The sequence below is a fragment of the Dokdonella soli genome, assembly GCF_039523175.1.
Lineage (GTDB): Bacteria > Pseudomonadota > Gammaproteobacteria > Xanthomonadales > Rhodanobacteraceae > Dokdonella_A > Dokdonella_A soli.
On the sequence record NZ_BAAAEU010000007.1, the window covers coordinates 204,037 to 228,868 of the forward strand.

22 protein-coding genes are annotated in these 24,832 nt (G+C 65.6%); 1 reads left to right on the forward strand and 21 read right to left on the reverse strand.

Features of this window, described 5'->3' with window-relative positions:
• The first annotated feature begins 70 nt into the window (after positions 1-70).
• A complete protein-coding gene (locus tag ABD002_RS09315; protein WP_343789949.1) occupies positions 71-2,032 on the forward strand; it encodes an OPT family oligopeptide transporter in 1,962 nt (653 codons plus the stop codon).
• A gap of 4 nt (positions 2,033-2,036) precedes the next feature.
• On the opposite strand, the gene ABD002_RS09320 is transcribed toward ABD002_RS09315, so the two are convergent.
• From ABD002_RS09320 to ABD002_RS09420, 21 genes are all read right to left on the reverse strand, one after another.
• Entirely contained in the window at positions 2,037-2,942 is a 906-nt protein-coding gene (locus ABD002_RS09320; RefSeq protein ID WP_343789953.1) for a glycosyltransferase family 2 protein, read from the reverse strand.
• A gap of 17 nt (positions 2,943-2,959) precedes the next feature.
• The gene (locus tag ABD002_RS09325; protein WP_343789956.1) at positions 2,960-4,819 is read right to left on the reverse strand and encodes a hypothetical protein; all 1,860 of its coding nucleotides are present in this window, start codon (positions 4,817-4,819) and stop codon (positions 2,960-2,962) included.
• Positions 4,816-5,736, reverse strand: coding sequence for a class I SAM-dependent methyltransferase (locus ABD002_RS09330; RefSeq protein ID WP_343789959.1), 921 nt, complete (start codon positions 5,734-5,736; stop codon positions 4,816-4,818). The genes ABD002_RS09325 and ABD002_RS09330 overlap by 4 nt, the downstream gene beginning before the upstream one ends.
• Complete coding sequence (locus tag ABD002_RS09335) at positions 5,733-6,938, reverse strand: ABC transporter ATP-binding protein (protein ID WP_343789962.1); 1,206 nt, start codon at positions 6,936-6,938, stop codon at positions 5,733-5,735. The genes ABD002_RS09330 and ABD002_RS09335 overlap by 4 nt, the downstream gene beginning before the upstream one ends.
• Entirely contained in the window at positions 6,935-7,705 is a 771-nt protein-coding gene (locus ABD002_RS09340) for an ABC transporter permease (RefSeq protein WP_343789965.1), read from the reverse strand. The genes ABD002_RS09335 and ABD002_RS09340 overlap by 4 nt, the downstream gene beginning before the upstream one ends.
• Before the next feature lie 106 nt (positions 7,706-7,811).
• Complete coding sequence (locus ABD002_RS09345) at positions 7,812-8,768, reverse strand: peptidylprolyl isomerase (RefSeq protein WP_343789967.1); 957 nt, start codon at positions 8,766-8,768, stop codon at positions 7,812-7,814.
• A 446-nt stretch (positions 8,769-9,214) separates the two neighbouring features.
• Complete coding sequence (locus tag ABD002_RS09350) at positions 9,215-10,546, reverse strand: hypothetical protein (RefSeq protein ID WP_343789970.1); 1,332 nt, start codon at positions 10,544-10,546, stop codon at positions 9,215-9,217.
• Between the two features lie 160 nt (positions 10,547-10,706).
• Positions 10,707-12,179, reverse strand: coding sequence for a hypothetical protein (locus ABD002_RS09355; RefSeq protein WP_343789973.1), 1,473 nt, complete (start codon positions 12,177-12,179; stop codon positions 10,707-10,709).
• A 174-nt stretch (positions 12,180-12,353) separates the two neighbouring features.
• Complete coding sequence (locus ABD002_RS09360) at positions 12,354-12,767, reverse strand: hypothetical protein (protein ID WP_343789977.1); 414 nt, start codon at positions 12,765-12,767, stop codon at positions 12,354-12,356.
• A complete protein-coding gene (gene gspD / locus ABD002_RS09365) occupies positions 12,757-15,096 on the reverse strand; it encodes a type II secretion system secretin GspD (RefSeq protein ID WP_343789979.1) in 2,340 nt (779 codons plus the stop codon). The genes ABD002_RS09360 and gspD overlap by 11 nt, the downstream gene beginning before the upstream one ends.
• 13 nt (positions 15,097-15,109) lie before the next feature.
• Positions 15,110-15,853: a hypothetical protein gene (locus ABD002_RS09370; protein WP_343789981.1), complete on the reverse strand. Its 744-nt coding sequence runs from the start codon at positions 15,851-15,853 to the stop codon at positions 15,110-15,112.
• Positions 15,850-16,458 carry a type II secretion system protein GspM gene (gene gspM / locus ABD002_RS09375; protein WP_343789984.1) on the reverse strand — a complete coding sequence of 203 codons (609 nt, stop codon included), beginning with the start codon at positions 16,456-16,458 and terminating at the stop codon, positions 15,850-15,852. Before gspM ends, ABD002_RS09370 begins: the two co-directional genes overlap by 4 nt.
• The gene (locus ABD002_RS09380) at positions 16,445-17,692 is read right to left on the reverse strand and encodes a PilN domain-containing protein (RefSeq protein WP_343789987.1); all 1,248 of its coding nucleotides are present in this window, start codon (positions 17,690-17,692) and stop codon (positions 16,445-16,447) included. Before ABD002_RS09380 ends, gspM begins: the two co-directional genes overlap by 14 nt.
• A gap of 6 nt (positions 17,693-17,698) precedes the next feature.
• Positions 17,699-18,643 (reverse strand): type II secretion system minor pseudopilin, encoded by a 945-nt coding sequence (locus tag ABD002_RS09385; protein ID WP_343789989.1) that lies wholly within the window; start codon positions 18,641-18,643, stop codon positions 17,699-17,701.
• Positions 18,640-19,353 carry a prepilin-type N-terminal cleavage/methylation domain-containing protein gene (locus ABD002_RS09390; RefSeq protein ID WP_343789991.1) on the reverse strand — a complete coding sequence of 238 codons (714 nt, stop codon included), beginning with the start codon at positions 19,351-19,353 and terminating at the stop codon, positions 18,640-18,642. Before ABD002_RS09390 ends, ABD002_RS09385 begins: the two co-directional genes overlap by 4 nt.
• Complete coding sequence (locus tag ABD002_RS09395) at positions 19,350-19,913, reverse strand: type IV pilus modification PilV family protein (RefSeq protein WP_343789994.1); 564 nt, start codon at positions 19,911-19,913, stop codon at positions 19,350-19,352. Before ABD002_RS09395 ends, ABD002_RS09390 begins: the two co-directional genes overlap by 4 nt.
• 36 nt (positions 19,914-19,949) lie before the next feature.
• Entirely contained in the window at positions 19,950-20,426 is a 477-nt protein-coding gene (locus ABD002_RS09400; RefSeq protein ID WP_343790197.1) for a GspH/FimT family pseudopilin, read from the reverse strand.
• 80 nt (positions 20,427-20,506) lie between these two features.
• Positions 20,507-20,938, reverse strand: a complete 432-nt coding sequence (gspG, locus tag ABD002_RS09405; RefSeq protein ID WP_343789997.1) for a type II secretion system major pseudopilin GspG — start codon at positions 20,936-20,938, stop codon at positions 20,507-20,509.
• A gap of 146 nt (positions 20,939-21,084) precedes the next feature.
• A complete protein-coding gene (gspF, locus tag ABD002_RS09410; protein WP_343790000.1) occupies positions 21,085-22,302 on the reverse strand; it encodes a type II secretion system inner membrane protein GspF in 1,218 nt (405 codons plus the stop codon).
• Positions 22,303-22,306: 4 nt separating this feature from the next.
• Positions 22,307-24,049 (reverse strand): type II secretion system ATPase GspE, encoded by a 1,743-nt coding sequence (gspE, locus tag ABD002_RS09415; RefSeq protein ID WP_343790002.1) that lies wholly within the window; start codon positions 24,047-24,049, stop codon positions 22,307-22,309.
• 59 nt (positions 24,050-24,108) lie between these two features.
• The coding region (locus ABD002_RS09420) for an exosortase H-associated membrane protein (RefSeq protein ID WP_343790005.1) at positions 24,109-24,832 on the reverse strand (724 nt) is incomplete at its 5' end.

The following is a 24,832-nucleotide window of genomic DNA, read 5'->3' on the forward strand; positions in this document are numbered from 1 at the left end:
GGCGCATGTGCTTTCATAGCCGTTGGCGCGCGCCAAAACGCGCTTTCGATCGTCCGACCGAGGTAACCCGATGAAGTCCGAACCCGCCGCGGCCGCGCCTGCCGCGCAGCTCGCCGCACCCGCACAGCTCACCGCACGCGCGATCATCCTTTCCGTGATCCTGGCGATGATCCTCGCCGCCGCGAACGCCTATCTCGGCTTGTTCGCCGGCCTGACCATTGCGACCGCGATCCCGGCCGCGGTGGTCTCGATGGCGGTGCTGCGCCTGCTCGGCGGCGGCACGATCCTCGAGAACAACATCGTGCAGACCGGCGCCTCGGCCGGCTCGTCGATCGCAGCCGGCGTGATCTTCACGCTGCCGGCGCTGGTCATGCTCGGCGCCTGGCAGGACTTCAAGTATTCCTGGGTACTGGCGATCGCCGGCCTCGGCGGGCTGCTCGGCGTGCTGTTCTCGGTGCCGCTGCGCCGCTCGATGATCGTCGAGCAACCGCTCGCGTTCCCCGAGGGCAAAGCCGCCGCGGAAGTGCTGCGCGCTGGCGAGAATCCGGGACCGGGCGTGAAGATCCTGGCCATGGCCGGTGCGCTCGGCGCGCTGGTCAAGCTCGCAGCCGAGAGCGGCCTGCGCATGATTCCGGACAACGCAGTCGGCTCCGGCTTCATCGGCCGCTACCTCGGCTACATGGGCACCAACCTGTCGCCGGCGCTGCTCGGTGTCGGCTACATCATCGGCCTCAACGTCAGCATCGTGGTCGTCTCCGGCAGCATCCTGTCCTACAACATCGCGATCCCGCTCTACCACGCGTTTTTCATGAACCACGATCCAGTGCTGGCGACGCAGCTCGTTGGCGCCAGCGCAGCGGACGCGGCCAGCCTGATCCGCTCCGCGCAAGTGCGCTACCTCGGCGTCGGCGCGATGCTGATCGGTGGCGTGTGGACCCTGTTCTCGCTGCGCAAGTCGCTGGTCTCCGGCATCAAGAGCGGCATCGCCGCCGCCCGCAAGAGCGGCGGTGCCGTGATCGCCGAGACCGAGCGCGACCTGCCGATGAAGTGGATGCTGGTCGCGCTGGTCGCGTTCACGCTGCCGCTGCTCGCGCTCTATCAGGCGATCGTCGGCCAGTGGATGGTCAGCATCCCGATGACGATCATCATGATCGTCGCCGGCTTCCTGTTCGTGTCGGTTTCCGGCTACCTCGCCGGCCTGGTCGGCTCGTCGAACAATCCGGTGTCCGGCATCACGATCGCGACGATCCTGTTCGCGTCGGTGGTCCTGATGCTGCTGCTCGGCCACGACTCGAAGATCGGGCCGGTCGCCGCGATCATGATCGGCGCCGTGGTCTGCTGCGCGGCCGCGGTCGGCGGCGACAACCTGCAGGACCTGAAAGCCGGCTATCTGGTCGGCGCCACGCCATGGAAGCAGCAGCTGATGCTGATGATCGGCGCGTTCTCCTGCGCGCTGGTGATGGCGCCGGTGCTGAACCTGCTGTCCGCCGCCTACGGCATAGGCCCGAAGACCGCTGCGCATCCGAATTCGCTGGAGGCGCCACAGGCGATGCTGATGAAGTCGGTCGCCGAGGGCCTGTTCGGCGGCCACCTGCCGTGGGACATGATCGGCCTCGGCGCGGTGATCGGCGCCGCGATCATCGCGCTCGACGAATGGCTGAAGGCACGCGGTTCGCATTTCCGCGTGCCGGTGCTCGGCGCAGCGATCGGCATCTACCTGCCGCTGGAACTGATGGTGCCGATCTTCCTCGGCGGCCTGATCTCCTGGTTCGTCGAGCGCAAGCAGGGCGTCCACCCCCATGATGAGGCGGAACGCGACCGCGTCCATCGCCCCGGCACGCTGTTTTCGGCAGGCCTGATCACCGGCGAGGCGCTGACCGGCATCCTGATCGCGATCCCCATCGTCGTGTCGGGCCGCGCCGACGTGCTGGCGCTGCCGAAGACCCTGCAGTTCGGCCAGGCCGTCGGTCTGGTCGTGCTGGCGATCATCGGCTGGTTGCTCTATCGCGGCGCGGTGCGACGCCACGCCTGAGCGATCAGGCGCGGGAAATGAGCCCGCGCAGGACGATCAAGGGCGCCTTCAGCGCGAAGTGCGCCCCGAGGCCGGACCACACGAGCGCACGCAGGAGCGGATTGCGCGCGGCCGGATCGAACTTGAGGAAATAGCGCCACATGCCGCGGTGCTTGTGGCGCGCTACGAACCACGGACGATGCCGGCTGGAGCTGCCCTGGGCGTGGATGACGCGCACCTCGTGTGCGATCGCGACGCGAAATCCTGCGTCGCGCACGCGCCGGCACAGGTCCAGGTCCTCGACGTGCAGAAAATACCCCTCGTCGAATCCGCCGACCCGATCAAACACGTGACGCGGCAATGTCATGCAGGCGCCCGAAACCGCCTCGACGGTCTCGATCGCGATCGGCGCGCCACTGAATGCCGGCATCTCGACGCCCGCAAACGCGGGCCAGCGCGACTCCAGCCGCGCCAGGCCGGTCATGCTCGCCAGCACGCGCCGCAAGGTCGGGTCGCGGCGGCGGTTGCCACGTGCGGGTGTTCCATTCGCGTCGCAGACGGTCACGCCCAGCAGGCCCAGATCGGGGGCGGCATCGAGGCTTCCGCGAAGGCGCGCGACACTATCCGGCCTCAGCTCGCAATCGGGATTGAGGATCACCAGCACGTCGCCACGTGCGAGCGCGGCCCCCCGGTTGCAGGCGGGTCCGAACCCGAGATTCGAATCGTTGCGCAGCACGCGCAGCCGCGCCTCACCCGCGTGCGCGGCTTGCACGCGCTCGACCTCGCCGTCACCCGATGCGTTGTCGACGAGAACGACTTCGACCGGCGCGTCCGACGCCAGTGCGGACTCGATGCAGGTGCGCAGCAACGGACCGCTGTCGGCTGCGACGACGACGATGCTGGTCAGCCCCTGGACGGTCGGCGCATCCATCGATACGTCAGTACCGGTCAGATCGCGCCGAGCAGGCGTTCGCCCTGCTCCCGCGCCCAGGTCCACAGCGCCGGCCATGCCTCGCAGGCCGAGGCCAGCTGCGCGGTCTCATCGCGCAGCAGCGTCGCGCAGGCCGCGCCATCCGTGCCCGTGGGCCAGTCACCCAGACGCGGTGGATCCTTGGCGATCAAGGCGCGTCCGTTCGCCTCGATGATCGAGCGCACATCCGCCTGCCAGTAGACGGGCGCATCCTGCGCCGCATCGAACTGGTGCTGCAGGCGCTCAATCAGGTCCGCGCGCGTATACGCGAGGTACTCGTGCAGCTGGCGCAGGCGGCCCGCTTCGCTGGCCGCGCCGACGTCGCGCAGATGCGCGGCGAGCAAGCCGAGACGTTGCGCCGGATCCTCGGCGTTGAAATCCGGCAGCTGGCGCTGCACGAATTCGCTGACGAAATAGTTGAAGCGTGGCGTGTGCGCAGCGAGTGTGGTGGGCGAGCGTTTGCGCTGGCTTTCCTGCACGTGGCCGATCGCGACCGGCAATTCGAGCATCAACGCATCCGGATGGCAGAGAGCGGTCAGCCGCGAGAACAACGCATCCTCGCCGCGCCCCTGCGGGTTCGTGCATGGCAGCATCATCGAGTTGTCGAGCGCGAATGGGGTGAAGGTGGCGCTGCCGGCGCGTGCCTGGCGATGGCCGTACCAGAGGCTGCCCGCCTCGACGTTGCGCAAATAGCTGTCGCGGTCACGCACGAACTCGGCGCGCTCGGCGGGCGGCAGCTGGTACAGCCAGAGGCCCGATTCCGTGCGCGAACTGCCGTAGCTGCCGTGCTGGGTCGCCAAGATCGGCGCGTCGCCGCGCAGATGGTCGAGGCGGCTCACCGGCAGGCCGCGCAACGCGGTGCGTTCGATCGCGTAGCGTGAACCGCTGGCCAGCGCACCGAGTGAGCGCCCGGCCGCGTCCAGATGCAGCTCGAACGGATCGCCCTCGATCTCCTCGCCGGCGCCGAGCGCGTTCTCGATATTGCGATAGAAATGCGTGTGCGCGGCCGCAGACGGGTTCGGGTCGAGCCCGACCTGCGCATCGTCGGGCCGACGCAGCGGCAGGCGATGGTCGTCGTCCAGCAGTACCAACCGTGCGCCAGCCGACAGCAGCAGGGCGAGATTCCAGGCGCGACCACCGCCGAAGCGGTTGGCCGATTCCGCTCGCAGCAGAAGATAGGGCAGGATCGGGGCGGCCTGCGGCACCGCGCGCGCGATCTTCGCGACCAGACGTTCACGTTCGGCGGCACCGAGGTAGCTCAGCTTGCAGCCGGTCGCGCGCGCGAACTCGCGCAGCAGATCGCGATGCCGGTTGACCGCTTCGCGCGTCGTCGAATCGTCCAGCAACACGTAGTGGCGGTTCGCGCGGAAGCGGCGCTCATAGTCGGCTAGCGTGCCGAGCAGGTGTTCGAGCTGCTGCGGGCGGTCGCAGGCGCGGATGAATACCGCGCGAAGCGGTGCCGGTTCACGCGGTGCAGCGGTCGTGACCCGCTGCAGGAAGTCGCGATCGGAAACCAGCAGCCCGCGCGTGGTCAGGCTCTCGAGCACGCGCGCGACGCCGTCGCGCTGCGACTGCAGGCCGGGAATCGTCGCCAGGATGCGTGCAACGTGCTCGTCCAGCGAGCGGAACTCACGGCTCTGGTCGAGCGCCTGCAACACCTGGAAGGTCATCACATGCGTCTCGCCGCTGCGCTTGACCTGGAAGATGCATTCGCTGTTCGACAGCGACGCGACGACGCCATCCTCCGATGCGTACAAGGGCGCGTTCGGGTCGGTGCGCGGCGGCGGCGCCACATTCAGGCTGCCGTAGTTGATCTGATAGTTGAGGTCGGTGCTCATTCGGTTGACCGGTTGCGTCGCCACCAGCGCCAGTCGCGACGCAGTGGAGGACTGGGTTCGACAGGCCACGCCGGCACCTGCGCACGCAGGCGTTCGATTTCAGCCTCGAGTTCGGCGATGCGCGCGCCAGCACCCATGTTCTTGCGGATTTCGTGATTGTAATGCGCGTACACCGATTCCTCGCGATCGCCGAACAGCGACAGCGCGGGCATTCCGTCCGGCAGCGGGTGCCCGGAGCAGATCGCGACGTAGTACATCGGTGCGTAATCGAGGCCCTCGGCCATCGCCTCACCGCCGACTGCTGCGGTCCAGGTCTCGGCATGGCCAGGGTTCGACTCCAGCGCCCACAGTGCGGACTGGAACAGCAGCTTCTGGCCGTACAGCCGGACCACGGGGAAATGCGGTTTCAGCAGATCGAGCAGTTCCTCGCGATACAGCTCGCGCACGTGGAACTCGTTGCGGAAGCCGGCGAGCTCGCTGTAGGTGCGCTTGTCGGGCGACGAGATGACCAGCACGCCGTCCTCGGCGAGTACGCGCGCGAAGCCGGCCAGCAGCTGTTCCTGGGCCGCGAGGTGTTCCAGCGTCTCGAACGAGACGACCAGATCGAAGGCGCGATCGCGAAAACCGAGGCTGGTCGCATCCATCCGCTCGAAGCGCAGGCGCGGCTTGTCGGCGTAGCGCGTGCGCGCGTGCGCGACCGCGGTAGCATCGACATCGACGCCGACCACGTCGGCCGCGACGTCGGCCAGCAGGGCCGAGCCGTAGCCTTCGCCACAAGCCGCGTCGAGCACGCGCTTGCCGGCCGCTAGCCCGCGCGCAAACGCGTAGCGATGCCAGTGCTCGTACCAGATCTCGCGCACGCACTCGGGCGTGAAGCGTTCGCCGGTGAACGGGAGTGCGTCGCCGCGGTCGCTCATGACGCGTTGCCTCCGGAACGCGCATGCGTCCAGCGATGCGCAAGGCGCACCATGCCGAATTCCCGCGTTGCACCGCGCACGACCACGCCGCGCTCCAGCGTATCGAACAGGCGTACACCTTCCGGGTCCATCGGATGCACGCGCACGCTGTAAGCGCCAGGCAACAGGGCGAGATCGGCGAATTCGAGCTCGCAGGCGTACTCGTTTTCGCCGAGCCGCTGCGGCACGCAGCCGTCCATGTCGGTGCTGACCCCATAGACCGGAGTGCCGTCCGCGCGCACGACGCCGATCGCGAAGCTGGGCACGCGGCCATCGCGCGAACGGATGCGCGCACGCACCTTCAACGTCTCGCCGCTGTCGAGCAGCAGCGGGGTTTCGGAATCCACATCGTTGAGGGCGACATCGAGCACGCTGAACTCCAGGTTGCCGCGTGTGGCTTCGCGCTGGTTCGGCTGTGGCGCGGATTTGCGCTCGTGGTAGGCCAGATAAGCCTGGGTCACGTCGAAGACGTCGCCGGCCATCGCGACTTCGCCTTCGCGCAGCCAGCAGGCGTGGCGGCACAGCTTCTGCACATGGTACATGCTGTGCGAGACGAGGATCAGCGTGCCGCCACCGGCGAGGTAGTCCTTCATCCATTGCACGCATTTCTTCTGGAATGACTCGTCGCCGACCGCGAGCACCTCGTCGGTGATCAGCAGATCCGGCTTCAACGCGGCGATCACCGCGAAACCGAGCCGCACGACCATGCCCGACGAGTAGTGCTTGACCGGTTCGTCGATATAGCGGCCGATGTCCGCGAACGCGATGATCTCGGGCAGGCGCCGACGCAGTTCCGCGCCCTCCAAACCGTGCAGCGCCGCGGACATCGCGATGTTGTCGCGACCGCTGTATTCGGGGTGGAAACCGGCACCGAGCTCCAGCAGCGCGCCGAACTCGCCGTTGACATTCACGCTGCCGGTGCTCGGCGTCAGCACGCCGGTGATCAGCTTCAGCAGGGTCGATTTGCCGGCGCCGTTCTCTCCGATCAGGCCGAGCGATTCGCCGCGACAGACCTCGAGGTTCACGTCGCGCAGTACGCTGATACGGTCGTTGTCGACGCCGCTGAACAGCAGGCGCCCGAGCGCGCGCAGGCGATCGCTGCTGCGATGGACTTTTGGATACGACTTGCCGAGGCCGCGCGCCTCGATCAGCGGCGCGCTCACAGGAAATCCTCGAAATGTGGATCGAGGCGGCGGAACAGCCGATGTCCGATCGGCAGCGCCGCGGCGGCGATGACCAGCGCGATAGCCAGGTGGCGGAAATTGAAACTGCCGTGATCGAGCAGCAAGGCGCGGAACGATTCGGCGTAGAACGTGAACGGGTTGAAGTCGAGCCAGCCGCGGAAACGCTCGGGCAATTGCGCGCGGTCGTAGTAGACCGGCGCGCCGAACATCAGCAGCGGCAGCAGCTGGCCGAGCGCCTGCACGAGGTCACGCACGAAGATCTGCACCGACGCGCTGATCAGCGCGATGCCGAGCGCGAGGGCCGCGAGCGGCAGATACAGGAGTAGCGCCGGCAGCAGCCCGGCCAGATGGATGCCCTGGCCGGCGAACGCGAGTACCAGCACGATCACCACGAAGCCGACGATATGGATCGCGAAGCTCGTCCCGACGCTGGCTAGCACGAGAATCTCACGCGGCAGCGCGACCTTGCCGATCAACGCGGCATTGTCCTGGATCGCGGTGGTCGAGCGCAGCACCGCCTCCGCGAACGCGGTCCACGGCCACAGCGCGGTGGCGAGGAACGGTACGTAACCGAGCGTGTCCGCACCGGGCACGCGCGCCTTGAACACGTTGACGAAGACGAAACTGGTGATCGCCAACTGCAGGAGCGGCTGGAACAGCGCCCAGAGGCCCCCAGAGAAACTGCCGGCGAAGCGGTTGCTCAGTTCGCGCCGGAAGAAGCGCAGGGTCAGTGCGGCTGCGGACATGGAAGCGGCGACGCCCCGCGTTGGTTGATGGTCCCGGCGATGCCGAATCCGCCCCGCACTCGCGGCCACCGCGGCGGCGACGCATGGCGGGGCGCGCAAACTCCCTTCACGGTTTCGCGGAGCGAGTCGGCTCCTTGCCGGGTGGCGTCGGGGCCACTCCATAGCGTGTACGCAGTGAGGCGACGTAATCCGGGTTCGCGTCGATCGGCTTGTTGCGCAGGATGTCCACGTGCTCCTTCATCGATTTCTCGACATAGTTGCTGCGGAGCGTTGTGATGATCTGGTCGCGAACCTCGTTGAAGGCCTTCGGCTGTACCGGCGCCTTCGCGACCAGCTTGAGGACGTGGAACCCGTAGCTCGTCTTCACGACTGGCGAGATGTCACCGGGTTTCGCCAAGGCCTTGGCCGCGGCCGCGAACGTTGCCTCGTAGCGGTCGCCGCCCGCGTGGGTGATGAGTCCCTGATGGCTGCTCTTGTTTGGATCGTCGGAATATTTCGCGACCAGCGCATCGAATTGCGAAGGATCCTTGCGGGCTTCCGCCTCGACCTGATCCGCGAGCGCCTTTGCGTCCTCCTCGCTGCGCGACTGCGTCGAGACCAGGACATGCTTCACATCCAGGATCCCCGGCACCGAATACTTCTCCTTGTTCGCGATGTACTCCTCCTGCGCGAGCTCGCTGAAGTCCGGCATCTTGAGCCCAGCCCTGAGGTGGGCCATTTCAGCCGCGGACAGGGCCAGATCGGTCGCGCCGCCCTTCTGCTTGAGGATGTCCGGATCCTTGTCCAGTCCCTGCGCGCGCGCCTCGGCGGCCAGCTGCTTCTGCACGAGCAGGTTGCTGATCACCGATTCGATGCGCTTCGGACTATTGAAGAAGGGCGCGCGATCCGTCATCGGCATGCGTTCGACGAATGTGTCGATGTCCGCGAACGTGACCTTGGCGCCGCCCTGGCTTGCGATGACTGCCTGTGCATCGAAGGGAGGCGTGTCAGCGTGGGCGGTGCACGCGAAGAAGGGGGCGGCCAGCAATGCGCCGACGAACAGGCGGTGAATCGTATTGGTCATCTCGACTCCAGGTGGATGCGAACGCGTCGCTGGTGGCACGGCGCTGTCTTGGGCCGGTGAGTGCGCTGAACGAACAATCCGGCGCGGCGATGCCGCGACCGGATTCGATTTTCGTTGGTGCCCGAGCCGCTGTCATCGACCGGCAGGACGGCGATATGTTCCCTCGCCGGTGCGGCCGATTGATTCAGGTAATCCGGAGCGTTCCGCCAAAGCATTGCTGCATGTGGCAACCTCGCCGGCAACCCGGGATTCCGAAGCCGCAGAGCCCGTCATTCAACCGCCTCCACAACCGCCTTTGCGGCGCCTCACGGCGGACTGTCCGCGCGCATTGCGGGTCTGCGAAGGCAATCCTGAAGCCCCGCGCTGCTGCAGTTGCCAGCCTGCGCTCGACCGCGATCCATCCATGGATCGCGCGATCAGCGCGGACTGCTTCAGCCCGCTATGCGTCAGTTGTGGTTGTTGTTGAACGACGCCCTGCAGATGCCGTTGCTGCAGTCACCGACGGCGTATTGGACAGGGGTTGTCGCCCGGATGTTCAGGTAGTAGGTCTGCCCCGGCGTCACCGTGCAGTACGCGGTTCCGGCCGCGGTCGGCACCTTCCATGCCATACCGATTTGACCGCCAGAAACGTTGGCGTTTTGGCAAATGCCGCCTGGCGCGAAGTCACCGCAGGTCGTACTGATCGACATGTCGACGCCCTGCACACCCTTCATCGTTTCCCCGTGCGTGAAAAATCCGGTCTGGGTGGATGGCAGGCCGCTCGCTGGCACCGTGAATTGGGCGGCGATGATTTGCGCCGTGTTCCAGTTGCCAAGCGTCACATAGCCCTGGTTCCACGGCATCGGCACGAGCGTGTCGCCCGCGGCAAGATGGCCGAAGATGCTGTCGAGGGTCGTGATGTCCACGTTCTGCGTGCATTGCGCGGGCGCGTTGTAATTCTGGTAGCAGACGTTTGCGATCGTCTGGCGGTTGGCCAGACAGCTGCCGCCAGTACCTGTTACGGCCACGCTGGCGGCTGTGCTCTGGGCCGATCCGGGCACCGAGTTCGTGCAGTTGAGCGTGAGCGAATACGTGCCCGCGACCGCCGGCGTGACGGAGCGCGGCGAGGTCGGCGACGTCGTGTCGGTCCAACCCGGGAGATTGGCCGAACTGCCATTCAGCGAGGCGCTGCCGGTGCAGGCCGAGGCGCCGGTCACCGCCCAGCTGACCGGAAACGCGGTGCCGACGTTCGCGGTGGCCGGAGCGGTCAAAGCGAAGCTCGCCGGTTGTGGCGGCTGCTGTGGTGCGGTTGCGGTGCCCGAGCCGGTGGCAAAGCCACTGGTATTGGTACAGGTGACATTGAGCGAATAGGTGCCCGCGTTGGGCACGGTCACCTGAGCGGTGTGCGGACTGTTGCAAGCCGCGCCTTGGCACGCGTTGGTGCCGACTGGCCAGCCGGCCATTCCGTTCGTGCCGCCGTAGGTGCACTGCGTCGCGGCGGCGGCAGCCGACCAGTTGACCGTGAATGCCGTGCCTGCCACTGCCGTTCCGGGCACCTGGATCGCCGCCTGGAAGTCGGATGCGCCACCGCAGCCGCTACCGGTCAGGGTGACCCCGGTAGCCTTGAGATCGGTCCCCCCCGGCACGAGCTGCAGGCCTTGTGTATCGGTGGTCGCCGTGCAGTTCGTATTCTGCGTCGTTGTGAGGTTGAGCGTCACCTGGGCGCCGGCGAGCGGGGCTGCCGAGAGCAAGGCGGCACCGACGGCATGAAGGAGCGTGCGTACTGAAAGAGATTGCATTTGGGGGGGTTCCGAACTGCGGCGAAATGCACCACCTCGCATTCTATAGCGCAACAACGAGCTTCTGCCAGAACAACATGGTTGATCTGTGTGGAAATTCCACAAAAAAAGAGGGGGCCGCGAGGCCCCCTCTCTTCAACTCTTTACAGCAACGAAGCGATTACGAGCAGGCCGGCGACTGCGCCGTCGCGCCGAGCGTGCACTGACGGCTCACACGATGACGGAACACGCCACCGTAGTTCGCCAGCTTGCCCGGCTGGGCGTTCGCGTTGATGATGTCGTACGCCTCAAAGCCGGTGACCGGCAGGCCGTGCAGCACGTCGCCATTGGCAGCCGCGCGCATCAAGTGACCACCGTCGCCCGAAGCGAGGTCGAGGCTCAGCCAGCCGGCAATGCCGTACGGCGGAATGTTCGACACCAGCTTCGAACCGAACACGCCCGACGTGGTGCCGGCGTTCGGATCGTTCGAGGCGAGGAAGCTGATCACGTTGACTTCGTACGGCAGCGAGGAAGGATGACCCACGCTCGGCGGCGAGAAGTCGTCCGGCTGCGTGATCGTGCCTTCTTCCTGGTCGAACATGTTGATACCGACCTGCATGTTCGACTGACCGGCATTGCTGGCACCGAAGACTTCCGCGAACGGCGGAACCACGGTGGCGGTGACGTAGAACGGATCGACATAGAAGCGCTTGGTCGGGAACGTGAGCACCCAGTCCGTAGCAGCGCCGAGACCCGGGGCAGCCAGCCATTCGTTGTAGACCGCATTGGCCTCAAACACCGCGCTGACCGCATCGATTGCCTTGGCGTAGTCAAGCGTACGCAGCACGCCGTTGTCGAACACGTAGGCGATGGCGCCGCCCACGAATGTCGAGGTGGTCGTGTTCGCCTGCTGCAGCGACGGGGTCAGGCCCGACGAACCCGAGAACAGCACGATGCTGCTGAAGCCGTCGATCGCATCGGCGTTGTAGCCGAAGAACGTGCCCTGGCCGACATTGACGATCGAGCCCGAACCGAACAGACCGCCGCGCGGAGCGGACAGGAATGCACCGGCGCCGTTGCCGATCACGCTTAGCGTGCACTTCGGCACGCCCGAGTTCGGGCCGCTGCCCTGGACGTGCGTGGTCGCGCCAGCCAGCGGACTGGTCGGGATGATCTCGCCCATTTCGATCAGCTCGATGTAACCCTCACGCGTACGCGTGATCGAGGTCGGGCCGCCGTCCGCCGGGAACACGCTGCCACCCGCATAGGCGGAGGCGCGGAACGCCACGCCCGTCGACGGGATCGCCGGGTAGGTGCAGCTGTGGTCGGCCGTGAAGACCGCGGCGCCGCCGGTGTCGGAGGTCTGGCTCACGCGTGCCGTCCAGACGTCGTCCGGCGACAGGTACAGGTTAAAGTCCAGCACTTCGCGGCTGTTGTAGCCCTCGAGGAAACGGACCTTGACCGCCTTGCCGCGCGTCGTGGTGTTGACCACGGAGAGCGCGGTGTCCTGGCTCTTGTTGACCGTGTAGTACGGATAGATCAGAACCTGGCCAAGACCGTCGGGATTCAGGTCGACGGCGTTCGCCAGGCCCGCGAAGCCAGCGACGCCGGCGATGCCGGCGACGACGGCTGTCGTCAAGTTGTTTCTCTTCATCGCAACACTCCTAAATTTGACCACAGGGCTTTTTGCTTTACCGCCAACCTCGCTCCGATGTGCAACGGACGCCCTTCGCAGGCTTGGGCGAGGTTAGGCAACAGCGCTGCCATGTTAAGACAAAGGAAACACTCGTGCAATCCCCTATGCCACAACGTGCTTTTAGCAGCGAATTCAATCACTTGGGAGAAAATACCACTCCCCTTTCACGAGTATCCAGTTTTCATCCTGGGTACGTGTCGCCTCGATCGCCTTGCCGACTCCGGGCATCACCAGCGAGTACGTCACATCGACATGGACCGTGCAGCGATCCGTATCACATTCCTTGCGGTTGAACTTCACGGCCTTCCATTGCACCGGACGATTGTTCATCGCGCTCGCATAGTCCTCGCGTGTGCGCGTGGTGCGGACGCCGGGCGTCAGGTAGTCGTACGCCTTCTCCGCCTGGTGCGCAATCAGGAACTTCCAGCGCTCGACCGAGCGCTGGTCGACGTTGTCCGGGTTGGCCTTGTCGGCGCAGCCGGAGAGGATCAGCAACGCCGTAGCCGCTGCGAGTGAAACAACGAATTTGAGTGGCTTAGTGGTCACGCGGCGGATCCTCTTGCGGTTTCGCATGATCGGGGATGGGATAGGTCTCGACTGGCTGTTGCGGCGCTGCCGGCTTCGTCACCGCGGCTTTGGTGCGAAGTGGTGCCAGCGATTCGAACTGGCGGCTGTAGTCCTCGGTCATCTGGCGCGCTTCGTCGCTGTTGCTGATCACGCGCGGCGTTATCAACACGATGAGCTCGGTCCGATTCGTATTCTTGCTGGTCTGTCCAAACAGGTCGCGCAGGAAAGGCACTTTGCTGATGAGCGGAACACTGTTGGAGCCCGTTTGCGTTTGATCCTGGATCAAACCTCCGAGCAGGAGAGTCTGGCCGCTCTGCACCGCGATCTGGGTCTGGAACTGGCGCTGGTTGATCGGCGGATTTCCGCTGCTGCTCGTGATCGGTCCCGGGCTGCTGACTTCCTGGCTGATGTCCATGTAAACAAGACCGCCCGGATTCACGCGCGGCTTGACATCCAGCGTGACGCCAGTGTTGAGGTACTGCACCGAACCCGTCTGTGCCAGATTGGTCGTGCCAGTAGTGCCGGTGCCGGTACTACCGATGCCGTACCCGCTGATGTAGTTCTGCACGACCGGAATCTGCTGGCCGACGCTGAGCTGAGCTTCCTGGTTGTTATTGACGACCAGCGACGGTGCGGATAGCGACTTGGCTTGCCCGCTGGTTTCGAGCGCGCTGAGCTGCACCTGGAATTTGCTGTTCAGAAACGAATAGAAGAAGGTTCCCGCGCCGTTGCCCGACGCAGGTGGTCCGGAAGAACCGATTGTGCTTCCAGTCCGATGGTAGGGATTGGGATACGGGTACTTGCGATCGGGATTAGTGTACTGCCCTCCCGCCGCCTGATGTTCAAGGCTGCCAAGCCACCACTGCACGCCATATTGCAGGCCGCCGGTCAGCGAGACCTCAAGAATCCTGGCCTCGATCTGCACCTGCAGCGGCTCCACATCCAGCTTGTGAATCGCGGTCTGGATATTGTCCCACTCGAACGGCGTCGCCATGATCATCAGCTGGTTGTTGTCCGAGATTGACGAGATCCGGATATCGCTTTCCTTGTTGCCGCCCGATGCGCCGGCTGCGGGCGCCGCGACTGGCGCGCTCTTCTCCTGCGCCGATTGCGGACGCAGCGAATTCTTGTAACTCATCGACGAACCACCGGTACCACCTATACCGCCGATCGTTACCGGCTTCAGACCCTGGCCGACTTTGCCCGACGTGCTGCTGCGCCGCGCGCCGCCGGACGTGCCCAGGAAGATTTCACTGAGATAGTCGGCGAGATCATCGGACTTGAGGTTCTTCACACTGTAGACGTAAAGCTGCGTCGTGTTTTCCTTGCCACCGCGATCAAGTCGGTACAGCCACTCCTCGGCCTGCTTCAAATAGGCCGGTTGCGGCGTGATCACGACCATCGAATTGGTCTGCTCGATCGGCATGAAGCGGAACATGCCGGCCAGCGGCGATTCGCCCGCGGTGCCGAAGATCTTTTCCAGATCCGGCATCAGCTTGGCGACCTCGACGTGCTGCATCGCGTACACGCCGATCGACATGCCCTTCATCCAGTCGATGTCGAAGGTGTCGATCGTGCGCTGGTAGTTGTCCAGCTCGGATGGCGTGCCGGCCAGCACGAGCAGGCTGCGGTTCGGGTCGATGCTGACGAACGCATCGGCCTTCGCATAGGGCTTGAGCAGCTTCGCGGTTTCGCTGGCCGAGATGTAGTGCAGCGGGAAGATGCGCAGCGCGTAGCCCGGCTGCTGGGTCGCGCCGACGCGCGGGGTCAGCTTGCCTGGAATCGCATCCTTGGCCTGCAGCACGGTGTAGCGGCCGCCCTCGTGCACCAGCGCGTTGCCGGTCCACGAGAGCAGCATCTCGAGCACCGGCATCGCGTCCTCGCGGCGGATCGGCCGCGAGGTCGAATAGGTAACGTTGCCGCCGACGTTCGGCGCGATCGTGTAGTTCTCCTGCAGCATGTCGCCGAGGATCGCCTTGACCACCGCCTGGATCGGCTGATTCTCGAAATTGAATGTGACCTGGCCTTCGCCGCCGACATTCTTCGCGGCCGGCTGAGGGTTGAAGAACTTGCCGGTGCCGACCTCGAGTTCGGGTTTCGGTGGCGGGCGGTTGGCATTGGTCTGCGGCGAGACCGAGATGCCGGTCGCGCCCTCGGTCGGCAGCGTCGGCGGCGCAGGCTTCAGGATCGTGTCCGCGGTCAGGATATCGCTGCTTTCCGCGCGTTTTTCCTTGGTCGCAGGTGCAGCGCAACCGGCCAGCAGCGCAAGGCCGCAGGCAATCAGCAGGGTGGTCAGTCTCGATCGCACTTGGCTCACTCCATCACTTCTTCGGTTGCTCGGTTTTTTCACCGGTGCGCAGACGTTCCGCATCTTCGCGCATCTGCTTGCGGCGTTCCTCGATGCGGCGCGCGAGGTCCGCGTTGGCGTCTGCACCGGTTGCCGCCGGCTGCGTATTGGGCTGCGCATTCGGGGGCACTCTGCCTGGCGGCTGGACCGGAGCGGCCGGTTTCGCCGGCGTGCCGGGTTTTGCGGGGCGCGGTGCGGTCGGCGACCCGACGGCGATTTCCAGCTCAACCTCGGTGGTCTCGTTGGCCGCGCTCCTGAACACGGCACCGCGTGGCCTGACCTCGATCAGCGTCCAGCTCGCCTGATCGCCTTCCAGGGGCATTCCGACCTTCAACGCCATCGCTTGGTTCCGCGTCTTGTCCTGCAGCATCGCGATGCGCACATGATTCCTGTCATCGAGGATCACGCCGGTCAGAGCGACATTCAGCGGGCTCGGCGGCGGCGCCGCCTCGCCTCCGCTTGCATCCAGCGGGGTCGGCTTGCGGTCCTCGTTGAACAGCGGACGCGCGTCGATCGCCGCGAACGCAGTCGCCGGCGGCAGACTCACCGGCTTGCTGTCGATCGTGCCGACCACCGGGTGACCCGGATCGCCCTCCGCGTCCGCGGCCCAGCGATAGCCGCGGCCGAGTCCGGCGTACTGCGCGATGACGAGCAGCAGCAGCGCCCCGCAGACGCCGGCAAGCACCTTGGTCGTGACTCGTGCGGCCTGAACGTTCATTTGGTCTTGCCCGGCTGGCGCAGATAGCCCGACAGGTTGAAACGCACGTCGAGTGGGGTCGGCACGACTTTCGCGCCGGGCGGCGTGTAGGTCTGCTGCTTGTAGATCATGACCTGGTCGACGAACAGGTACGGCTTGCCGTTCTCCAGATCGTAGAGGACCGCGGAGAGCGGTTCGAGGTCGCATTTGAGCCGCACCTGCACGGTGACGCGCTTGTAAAGCTCCTCCTCGCTGCCGTTGAAGTTCTGCGCACTGATCTGCTGGCAGCGCTTCTCGTCCTTCGCGTGCTCGGTCATCGCCTGCTTGAGGCGCTGGATCAACGCAGCGGATGCTGCGTTCGCGTCAGCCTCGGCGAGAAATGCCTGGTTGCCCTGCTCGTAGGCCTTCACCTCGGCGAGGCGCTTCTCGATCACGGGTTTCTCCGCCGTGGTCTGGCGGTAGCGCAGCTGCTGCTCGCGCAGGTCCGCCATGTCGCTCGAGAACTGCATATGCGGCGCGACGAACCACCAGTGGATGCCGATCAGATAGACCAGCATCAGAACGATCAGCAGCAGCACGATCGCGAGGAAACGGCCATCCCTGGGCTGGAATCTACTCGTCGCCATTTGCGACCTCCGCGGGCTTCCTGGGCGCGTCCTTGCCAGCCTGCGGCTTGGCCGCACCGGCAGCCGGGTTCACGGCCGCTCCTGATGCTGGCGCACCTTTCGCGTCGGCCGCTGGGTTGCAATCCTTGAGATCGGCGTTGATCTGGAAACGGTCCTTGTTGGTACGCGGATCCGGCTGCACCTGACCCTGGAAACCGGGATTGCCAAGGCACGGCGAGGCGCCGAGCAGCGCGATCAGCTTGGCCGCTTCCTTGGCCTGGCCCTGCACCTGCACCTGCTTGTTCTCGATCTGCAGGCGTTCCAGATAGGTGTCCTCCGGCAGGCGTTCGCTGAGATCGTTGATCAGGGCCACGATCAACGGACCCTTGCGCTTGCGATCGGTCAGGAAGTTCGCGCCGGCAATCGAATCGGCCAGGGTCTTCTTCAGCGCCGCGACCTGCTTCGCCTCGGTCTGGGACTTGTCCACTTCCGCGCGCATCGACTCGACCGCGGCGGCACGATTGGCCAGCGACTCATTCATCACGACCACGAGCAGCATCAACGCCAGCGCAGCGAGGCCGAGGTTGAGCGGCAGGCGCATGTCGCGGCGGCGCGCGCGGCGCTCCAGCGGCAGCAGGTTGGTGCGGCGACGTCCGGCGCCGGGCACGCTGCGCCAGCTGTCGACGCCATCGAGGTCGGCCGCGCCGGCCGGCAGCGCGCCGAGTTCCTGGTCGAGCTGGCCGCGCGGAATCAGCACCAGCTCGACCTGCGCATTGCGCCCGCTCGCGTCGTGCCGAACCACGCGGCTGTCGAAGTAGACCTGGTCGGCCTTGAACGGCGTCTGGCGGTCCATCTCGAAGGAGAGCACCTGGCGCAGGTTTTCCTCGGCCGCGGCCGGCAGGCTGAGCGTGCGCGTCAGCACGCGCTCGGCCGGGATGCAGAACACGGTGCGCACCATCGGATCGTCGATCGCGCTGCGCAGGCGCTGGAACTCGGCACTCTGCGCTTCCGGCGGAAGATCACGGCGAATCCGCGCGTACTCACTCTCCGTTTCGCCGCGCTCACGCCAGACCACGATCTCGTCGCTGCGCAGGTCGAGCAGCAACGATTCTGAACGCTCGGCCAGCACGCCGCGCCAGCGCGCCGGCAGGCACGCGAGCAGCTCGCCGCTCCACCACGTGAAGAAACGCGGCAGCGGCGTCTTGGCAAGGCGCGTCCGCAGACGCGCGAGTTGTCTGTCTAGGGCTGGGTTCACGGCGAATTACGAGGTTTCCCTATCGCGCCAACGCAGGATCACGTACGGTCTCCCGGCCGTATTGATCCCACCCATGCGGATGGTCGCATCCAAGGTTGTGCTGGCGCCATTGGGCAGCTTCGCACGGGATTTAACACTATACGTGAGGCCTCCGCCGCCCGCTATCAGCGGCGTACCGTCGGGCAGGGTGAGGCCCGCGCCGGCGATGTCGCCCGGGGCGAGCGCCTGACGCTGCCGGATCAGTTCCCGCGCGATTTCCGGTGTCATTCCCGGCAGCGCCTCGAGCGCTTCCAGCGGCGCAAACGCCGCGCTGGGCTGGTTGCGCCCGGAATAGATCGTCAGCGCCGGCTCCAGCTGCGCGTACAGTGCGTAGTCCATGCCGAGCACCTGCTGCAACTCGGATACGGTATTGAATGGCGCATTGGCCGGTCCGTAGGAAAGCCCCGCGGCCTTGTAGTCGGCGGCCTTGGCGCCATTGGGGCGTTTCGCTTCGCCCGGTTCACGCCAGTCGAGGATCGCATCGGACAACGCCTGCGCCTTGTCCAACTCGATGCCGTGCGCGACGAGCAGGTTCGTCAGCATGGCGCCGTCGGCCGCGTTGATGTCGATCTTGCCGGAGTCGTCAGTGATGCTGACCTCGAGCTCGGCGTCGCCGTAACCGAACGTATAGGGACGGCCGTCCGCCACCCAGCGTTCGAGCGGATCGGCCTTGCGCAGCTCGAACACGGCGAGGTTGAGTCCGGCCTCCGCCGCGTAGCGCGCCTGCGTGGTGTCGAACAGGTGCCTCGACTGCAGATTCTCGGTGCGCGCAACCAGCGAAAAGCTGCCGAGCAGGATGGCCAGCATCGCGATGACCCAGAGCACAAGCACGAACGCGACGCCGCGCGCACGGCGGCGCGCGAACGCGCTCACGCGCTTGTGCCTCGCGCCGGTGGTCCGCGGCGTCCTCACCGCTTGCTCCCGGGATTGATGTGCGTCCCGAGCTGCATGCCCGGGCCGACTGCCTGCTGGAGCGGTCGGTTCTGCCGCACCGCACCGATATCGAGCAGCAGCGGAATCTCCATCGCCGGAAACTCGATGCGCGCCTCCGGACGCATGCGCACAACGATGCGCACCATCACCGGCACGAGGCCGGGATCGTCCCATTTGTCCAGCCAGTCGGTCAGTTCGCCCTGCTCGTCCAGCGTGCGATATTCGAAGCGGCCGTCCTCGATCTGGTCGAGCAGGATCGAGGGTTCGGTCACGGACTTCTTCGCATCGAGATCAAAGCCGTTGAGCATCTCGTCGGTGAACAGCAACTGCCGGCCGCCGCGCCGGTTGCCGGCGAACGCGAGTGTCTGCACATACGGTCCGCCCTTCGACAGATAGCCCGGCATCGGTGCGACGAAGCGCATGAAGTCGCGCTTGCCCTCGAACACGAGATTCGTGTTGGTGCTGGTGTCGCGCCCGAACGCCAGCGGCATGATCCGGCTGACCTGGTGGCGCACGAATTCCTGCGCGACGCGCAACCGGTTGGTGCGGTCGATCGCCAGCTCGCCCGAATGCATCCCCTGCACCGCGGTGCGGATCGCACCATAGGTGCCGGCCAGCAGCAGCGCGAGCAGCAGGATCGCGAGCATGACCTCGAGCAGCGTGAAGCCGCGGGCGACCGGCTTCGTCATCGCTTGGCTCCGCCGGAGCGCGGCGCCGGCAGGTTGATGCCGCGCTGGACCTTGTTCGCATCCGGGTTCGTCACGCGCAGCGTGCTGAAATTCGCGGTGTGCGGGCGGGCGCCGAAGCGGCCGCCCCAGATCACGGTGAGGTCGATCTGGTAGAGATCGAACGGCGCGACCTGCAGACCCCCGCCGAGTCCGGCGTTGGCGGCCGAGACCTTCGGATTCTGCGCGCCCGCGCCTTTGGCACCGCTGCCCGCCGCGGGCGTCTGCTGTGGCGGCGGTTCGACGCTGGCCGGATCGACTTGCTGGATGTCGAGTTCCCAACTGTAGGCGTCGTCGAAGCGGCCGTTGCTGCGACCCGCCTCGATCGGCCGACCGACACCGACGGTATCGAGCTTCGACTCCGCCCACAGCGCCGCCATCGTGTAGTCCGACGATTGCCGTATGTTGCGCATCGAGGTCGTCAGGATCTGCATCAACACGCCGATCCCGATCGCGAAGACGAGGAACGCCGCAACCATCTCGATCAGGCTGAAGCCGCGCGCGGGTGGGCGAAAGGGTTTCATCGTGTAGGTGGACCGCAGGACTCGCGCCGAGTTCGGCTATTCAGGTTTTTCGTCGAGCGCAATGTCCCCGGTCAGCCAGGCGACATTGATGCGCCACTCGCGCTGGCCCTGCAGCACCGAGATGCGGCCACCGGTCGAACTGCCGTCCGCGAAGAAGCGGATGCCGCCGGAATTGGCGCCGGTCTGTTCGGTTTCCGCCGTGGTCAGGCGCAGGCTCATGCCCTTGGGCAACTGCACCGCCCCCTTGCCGGGCGCGGTGTAGGAGTTGTTGTCCAAGTCCAAGGTCAGCACCTCCTGCTCGCCCTTCACGATCGCCTGCCCACGCGTGTAGCGCAGCGCCGCGACAAGGTCGCGGCTGGCGCCGCGGATGCGCGCGCCCTGCAGGCTCTTCGAGAACGAGAACGTGACCGCAGTGAGCGCGATCGCGAGCAGCACGATCACCGCCATCAGCTCAATCAGAGTGAAGCCCAGCGCGCGCTTGCGCGCGCGAGGGCGTGATGGGTGATTGGTGATTCGTGATTCGAAAGAGCCGCGACGCGACAGATCGAAGCACTCTGCCGAATCACGAATCCCGAATCCCGAATCACCGCCTTTCATTGCCAATTGCCGTAATCGGCGTTCACGCCATCACCGCCGGCCTGGCCGTCCTTGCCGAGAAAGATGATGTCGAAATCGCCGTGCTCGCCGGGAGCCTTGTACTGGAAGGTGTGGCCGAACGGATCCTTGAGATCGGACTCCTTCGCATACGGCCCCTGCCAGTTCGGAGCATTGCCGGGCTTGGTGACCAGGTCCTCGAGACGCGCCGGTGGCGCGCCGTTGTCGAGCGCGTAACCCTCGACCTTGCCGGCCAGCGCCTGCACCTGCGCCTTGCCGGAACCGTACTTGCCCTTGTCGACGTTCTTGCCGACCTGTTGCACGACGATGCCGGCGACGATGCCGATCAGCACGATCACGGCCAGCATTTCGATCAGGCTGAAACCCGCCGTGCGTGACAGGGTGCGGACGTTGCGTTGTGGATTGCTCATGGGTTGCCTGATCCTCTTTGCGGTTTCTGTATCGTCCCGCCGCACTTTGAACGGCGCGTAGCGCGGGACAGGAACTGGATCCCGGCCTTCGCCGGGATGACGAACGAGTGGGGCCTTCCTAATTCCCGATTCCCTGTTCCCGGCTCTCAATGCACCGCGCCGGCGATGTTCATGATCGGCAGCACGATCGCCAGCATGATCATCGCGACGACGATGGTCATCACGATCGTGGTCGCCGGCACCAGTGCAGCGAGCAGGCGGTCCAGCGTGTTCTTCACCTCGATGTCGAAGGTGTCGGCCACCTTCATCAGCATCGTGTCCAGCTCGCCGGATTCCTCGCCGACGCTGATCATCTGCAGCGCGAGTTTCGGGAAGCGCTTCGATTGGGTCAGCGCATAACCAAGGCCGCCGCCGGTCTTCACTTCCTCGGCGGCAATGCCGACCGCTTCGGCGAGCACCGTATTCGTCATCACGTTGCGCGCGACCGACAGTCCGCTGAGCAGAGGCACGCCGTTCTTGAGCAGCGTGCCGAGCGTGCGCGCGAGGCGCGCGACCTCGACCTTGCGGATCACGTCGCCGACCACGCGCGTCTTCAGCAGGCGCTCGTCGATCTTCAAACGCGCCGGTGGATCGGCCATCTGCCGACGAAACCAGCCGATGCCGAACACGATCGCCGCGATGATCAGCCACCAGAAATTCTGCAGGGTCGAGCCGACCGCGAGCACGACCTTGGTGATCAGCGGCATCTCGACGTTCATATCCGCGAACATCGGCGCGAACTGCGGCACCACGTAGACCAGCAGCACCATCAGCGACACCATCACCATGCCGACTAGGAAGGCCGGATAGATCATCGCGTTGACCACGCTGCTCTTGAGCGCTGCGCTGCGCTCGAGATAGTCGCCGAGGCGCGCCAGCGTATCGTCCAGCGAGCCGCCGGCCTCGCCGGCGCGCACCATGTTCACGTACAGCTTCGAGAAACTGCCGTGCTCAGCCTCGAGTGCATCGGACAGCGGCGTGCCGCCGCGCACCTGGTCGCGCACGCGTTCGAGCAGGCGTTTGGCCTTCTCGCCCTCGGGCAGGTCGAGCAGGATCTGCAGCGCTCGATCGAGCGGTTGACCCGCGCCGAGCAGGGTCGCCAGCTGCTGCGTGAACTGCACGACCTGCGCATCGGTCAACGTCTTGCGCTTGAACAACGCCGCAAACAGGCTCGCCGAATCGCCGCCGTCGGCCTCGCGCACTTCCAGCGGAATATTGCCGGCGTCCTGCAGCTTGCCGATCACCTCGTCATGACTGGCGACGTCGAACTGGCCTTCAAGCGTTTCGCCGGCCGGCGTGACCGCCTTGTAATAGAACAGCGTCATTGGATCAGCTCTCCTGCGTCACGCGCAGGACTTCCTCGATCGTCGTCTGGCCCTGCATCGCCTTGACCAGACCGTCCTCGTACATCGTGCGCATGCCCTCGCTGCGCGCCTGCTGCTCGATTTCGCCCATGCCGGCGTGCTGCATGATCTGGCGACGGATCGCATCGGACATGACCAGGAATTCCATGATCGTGGTGCGACCGTAGTAGCCGGTCGGGTTGGTCACGCTCGATCCCGGCTTGTAGAGCTGGATCGGGCGTTCGTCGCTGAGCGCGTCGAGGTGGAACTCCTTGATGACCTCGGGCAGCGGCTCGTACATCTGCGCGACACTGCGATCGAGCCGGCGCACCAGGCGCTGCGCCAGGATGCCGTTCACGGTCGATGTCAGCAGGTAATCCTCGACGCCCATATCGAGCATGCGCGTGATACCGCCGGCCGCGTTGTTCGTGTGCAGGGTCGACAGCACCAGGTGGCCGGTCAGCGCGGACTGGATCGCGATGCGCGCGGTCTCGAGGTCGCGCATTTCGCCGATCATGATGATGTCCGGGTCCTGACGCACGATCGAGCGCAGCGCATGGCTGAAGTCGAGGCCGATCTGCGGCTTGGCCTGGATCTGGTTGATGCCTTCGATCTGGTACTCGACCGGGTCCTCGACCGTGATGATCTTGACGTCCGCGGTGTTGAGCTTGGCCAGCGCGGTGTACAACGTGGTCGTCTTGCCAGAGCCGGTAGGCCCCGTAACGAGCATGATGCCGTGCGGCAGCTCCAGCACGTTGATGAACTTCTGCAGGAACTGGTCGGTAAAGCCGAGCGTGTGGAAATCGAACACGATCGCTTCGCGGTCGAGGATACGCATGACCACCGACTCGCCGTAGGCGGTCGGCACGGTCGATACGCGAAGATCCAACTCCTTGCCCTGCACGCGGATCATGATGCGGCCGTCCTGCGGCAGGCGGCGCTCGGCGATGTTCAGCTTGGCCATGATCTTGATGCGCGAGATCACCGCCGCGGTCGACGCCGCCGGCGGCGACTCGACTTCGTGCAGCACGCCGTCGATGCGGTAGCGCACCTTGAGGCGGTTCTCGAACGGCTCGACGTGGATATCCGAGGCGCGCTGCTCGACCGCGCGCTGGATGATCAGGTTGACCAGGCGAATGACGGGTGCTTCCGAGGCGAGGTCGCGCAGGTGCTCGATGTCGTCCTCGCTGCGGTTGTTCTCGTCGGTCAGGTTCTCGACGATGGTGCCCATCGCGGAACGGCCGGAGCCGTAGTAGCGCTCGATCAGGTCGTCGATCTCGCTGCGCAGGCCGATGTTGAGCTTGACCTTGCGTGCGGTCGCGAGCTGCAGCGCCTGCACCGGAAACGTGTCGGCCGGATCGGCGACCAGCAGGGTCACCTCGTCGTCGCTCTCGCCGATCGGGCAGACGTGGTGATGCTTCAGGAAGCGCACCGAGGTCTGCACGTTCGCCGGCGGCGCCTCCGGAAATTCCTTGGCCGACAGCAACGGCAGTTTCAGCAGTTCCGAAACCGCCTCGGCCATCTCACGCTCGGACACCAGGCCGAGCCGGGTCAGCAGCGACACCAGGCTGCCCGAAGCGGGATCCTCCTCATGCAGGCGCCGACCGCGCACGAGATCGGTTTCCTTCAAGCGGCCACGCGCGACCAGGAAATGGCAGATGCGATCGTCGAGGCTGGCTTCAGCAGCGGCCTCGGTGACAGGATGTTCGATCGGTGCGACGGCAGCCATGAATCCCCTACGCGCAAGAAATCAGTCCAACCACGGACCGCATTGTTCCACACCGGATGTCAATGCTGATCGTGGTCTCTGCTTTGACCCCCGATTGTGGCCGCGGGTTCCCCGCCCGAACGGACCAGAAGGTCGATGAAGCCGCGGTTCAGCCCGATCCACAGCGTGACCGGCACCACCGCGGGCAGGATCAGATACCCGAATTGATAGGCCAGCGCAATCGCGTTCGGGGCGAGACCCGCGCGCGCGATCGCGGCTGCACCGCTGTCGCCGGCATCGAACGCGAGCGCCTTCAGGCTCTCGGCGACGATGCCGAAGGCCAGCGCGATCCAGATCACCGCCAGCGCGAGCCCGAGCTGCACGATGCGCCGGCCCGTCGACAACGGTGTCGCCATCGCCAATCCACCGAACAGCGGCAGCGAGTACGCATAGACCATCGGATTGATCGTCGGCTCCAGCACGCCGACACCACCGGGACCCTCCGGCCCGGCCGGCACCGTGACCGTGACCGACGTCGACAGGCTGACCAGATAGTCAGCGTGACCGATGACATGGCCAGTCGCGTCGAGCAGATCGCCACCGCGCGCGACCGCGGCGAAGAGCCCGCCCCAGACGCCGAGCAGCACCGATTTGGCGAGCAGTACGGCCGGCAGGATCCACAATGGCGCGAGCACGAACCAGATGACGAAAGCCAGAGGCAGCCACAGCAGCGCCTTCAATGCGAACTCGCGGATCGGATTCAGCGCCACGCTCGAACCTGCGAGGAACCATGTAGGAGCGGCT

Coding starts and splice junctions, on each gene's coding strand:
- ABD002_RS09315 (WP_343789949.1), top strand. CDS start 71: ATGAAGTCCGAACCCGCCGCGGCCGCGCCTGCCGCGCAGCTCGCCGCA.
- ABD002_RS09320 (WP_343789953.1), bottom strand. CDS start 2,942: ATGGATGCGCCGACCGTCCAGGGGCTGACCAGCATCGTCGTCGTCGCA.
- ABD002_RS09325 (WP_343789956.1), bottom strand. CDS start 4,819: ATGAGCACCGACCTCAACTATCAGATCAACTACGGCAGCCTGAATGTG.
- ABD002_RS09330 (WP_343789959.1), bottom strand. CDS start 5,736: ATGAGCGACCGCGGCGACGCACTCCCGTTCACCGGCGAACGCTTCACG.
- ABD002_RS09340 (WP_343789965.1), bottom strand. CDS start 7,705: ATGTCCGCAGCCGCACTGACCCTGCGCTTCTTCCGGCGCGAACTGAGC.
- ABD002_RS09345 (WP_343789967.1), bottom strand. CDS start 8,768: ATGACCAATACGATTCACCGCCTGTTCGTCGGCGCATTGCTGGCCGCC.
- ABD002_RS09350 (WP_343789970.1), bottom strand. CDS start 10,546: ATGCAATCTCTTTCAGTACGCACGCTCCTTCATGCCGTCGGTGCCGCC.
- ABD002_RS09355 (WP_343789973.1), bottom strand. CDS start 12,179: ATGAAGAGAAACAACTTGACGACAGCCGTCGTCGCCGGCATCGCCGGC.
- ABD002_RS09370 (WP_343789981.1), bottom strand. CDS start 15,853: ATGAACGTTCAGGCCGCACGAGTCACGACCAAGGTGCTTGCCGGCGTC.
- gspM (WP_343789984.1), bottom strand. CDS start 16,458: ATGGCGACGAGTAGATTCCAGCCCAGGGATGGCCGTTTCCTCGCGATC.
- ABD002_RS09390 (WP_343789991.1), bottom strand. CDS start 19,353: ATGACGAAGCCGGTCGCCCGCGGCTTCACGCTGCTCGAGGTCATGCTC.
- ABD002_RS09395 (WP_343789994.1), bottom strand. CDS start 19,913: ATGAAACCCTTTCGCCCACCCGCGCGCGGCTTCAGCCTGATCGAGATG.
- gspG (WP_343789997.1), bottom strand. CDS start 20,938: ATGAGCAATCCACAACGCAACGTCCGCACCCTGTCACGCACGGCGGGT.
- gspF (WP_343790000.1), bottom strand. CDS start 22,302: ATGACGCTGTTCTATTACAAGGCGGTCACGCCGGCCGGCGAAACGCTT.
- gspE (WP_343790002.1), bottom strand. CDS start 24,049: ATGGCTGCCGTCGCACCGATCGAACATCCTGTCACCGAGGCCGCTGCT.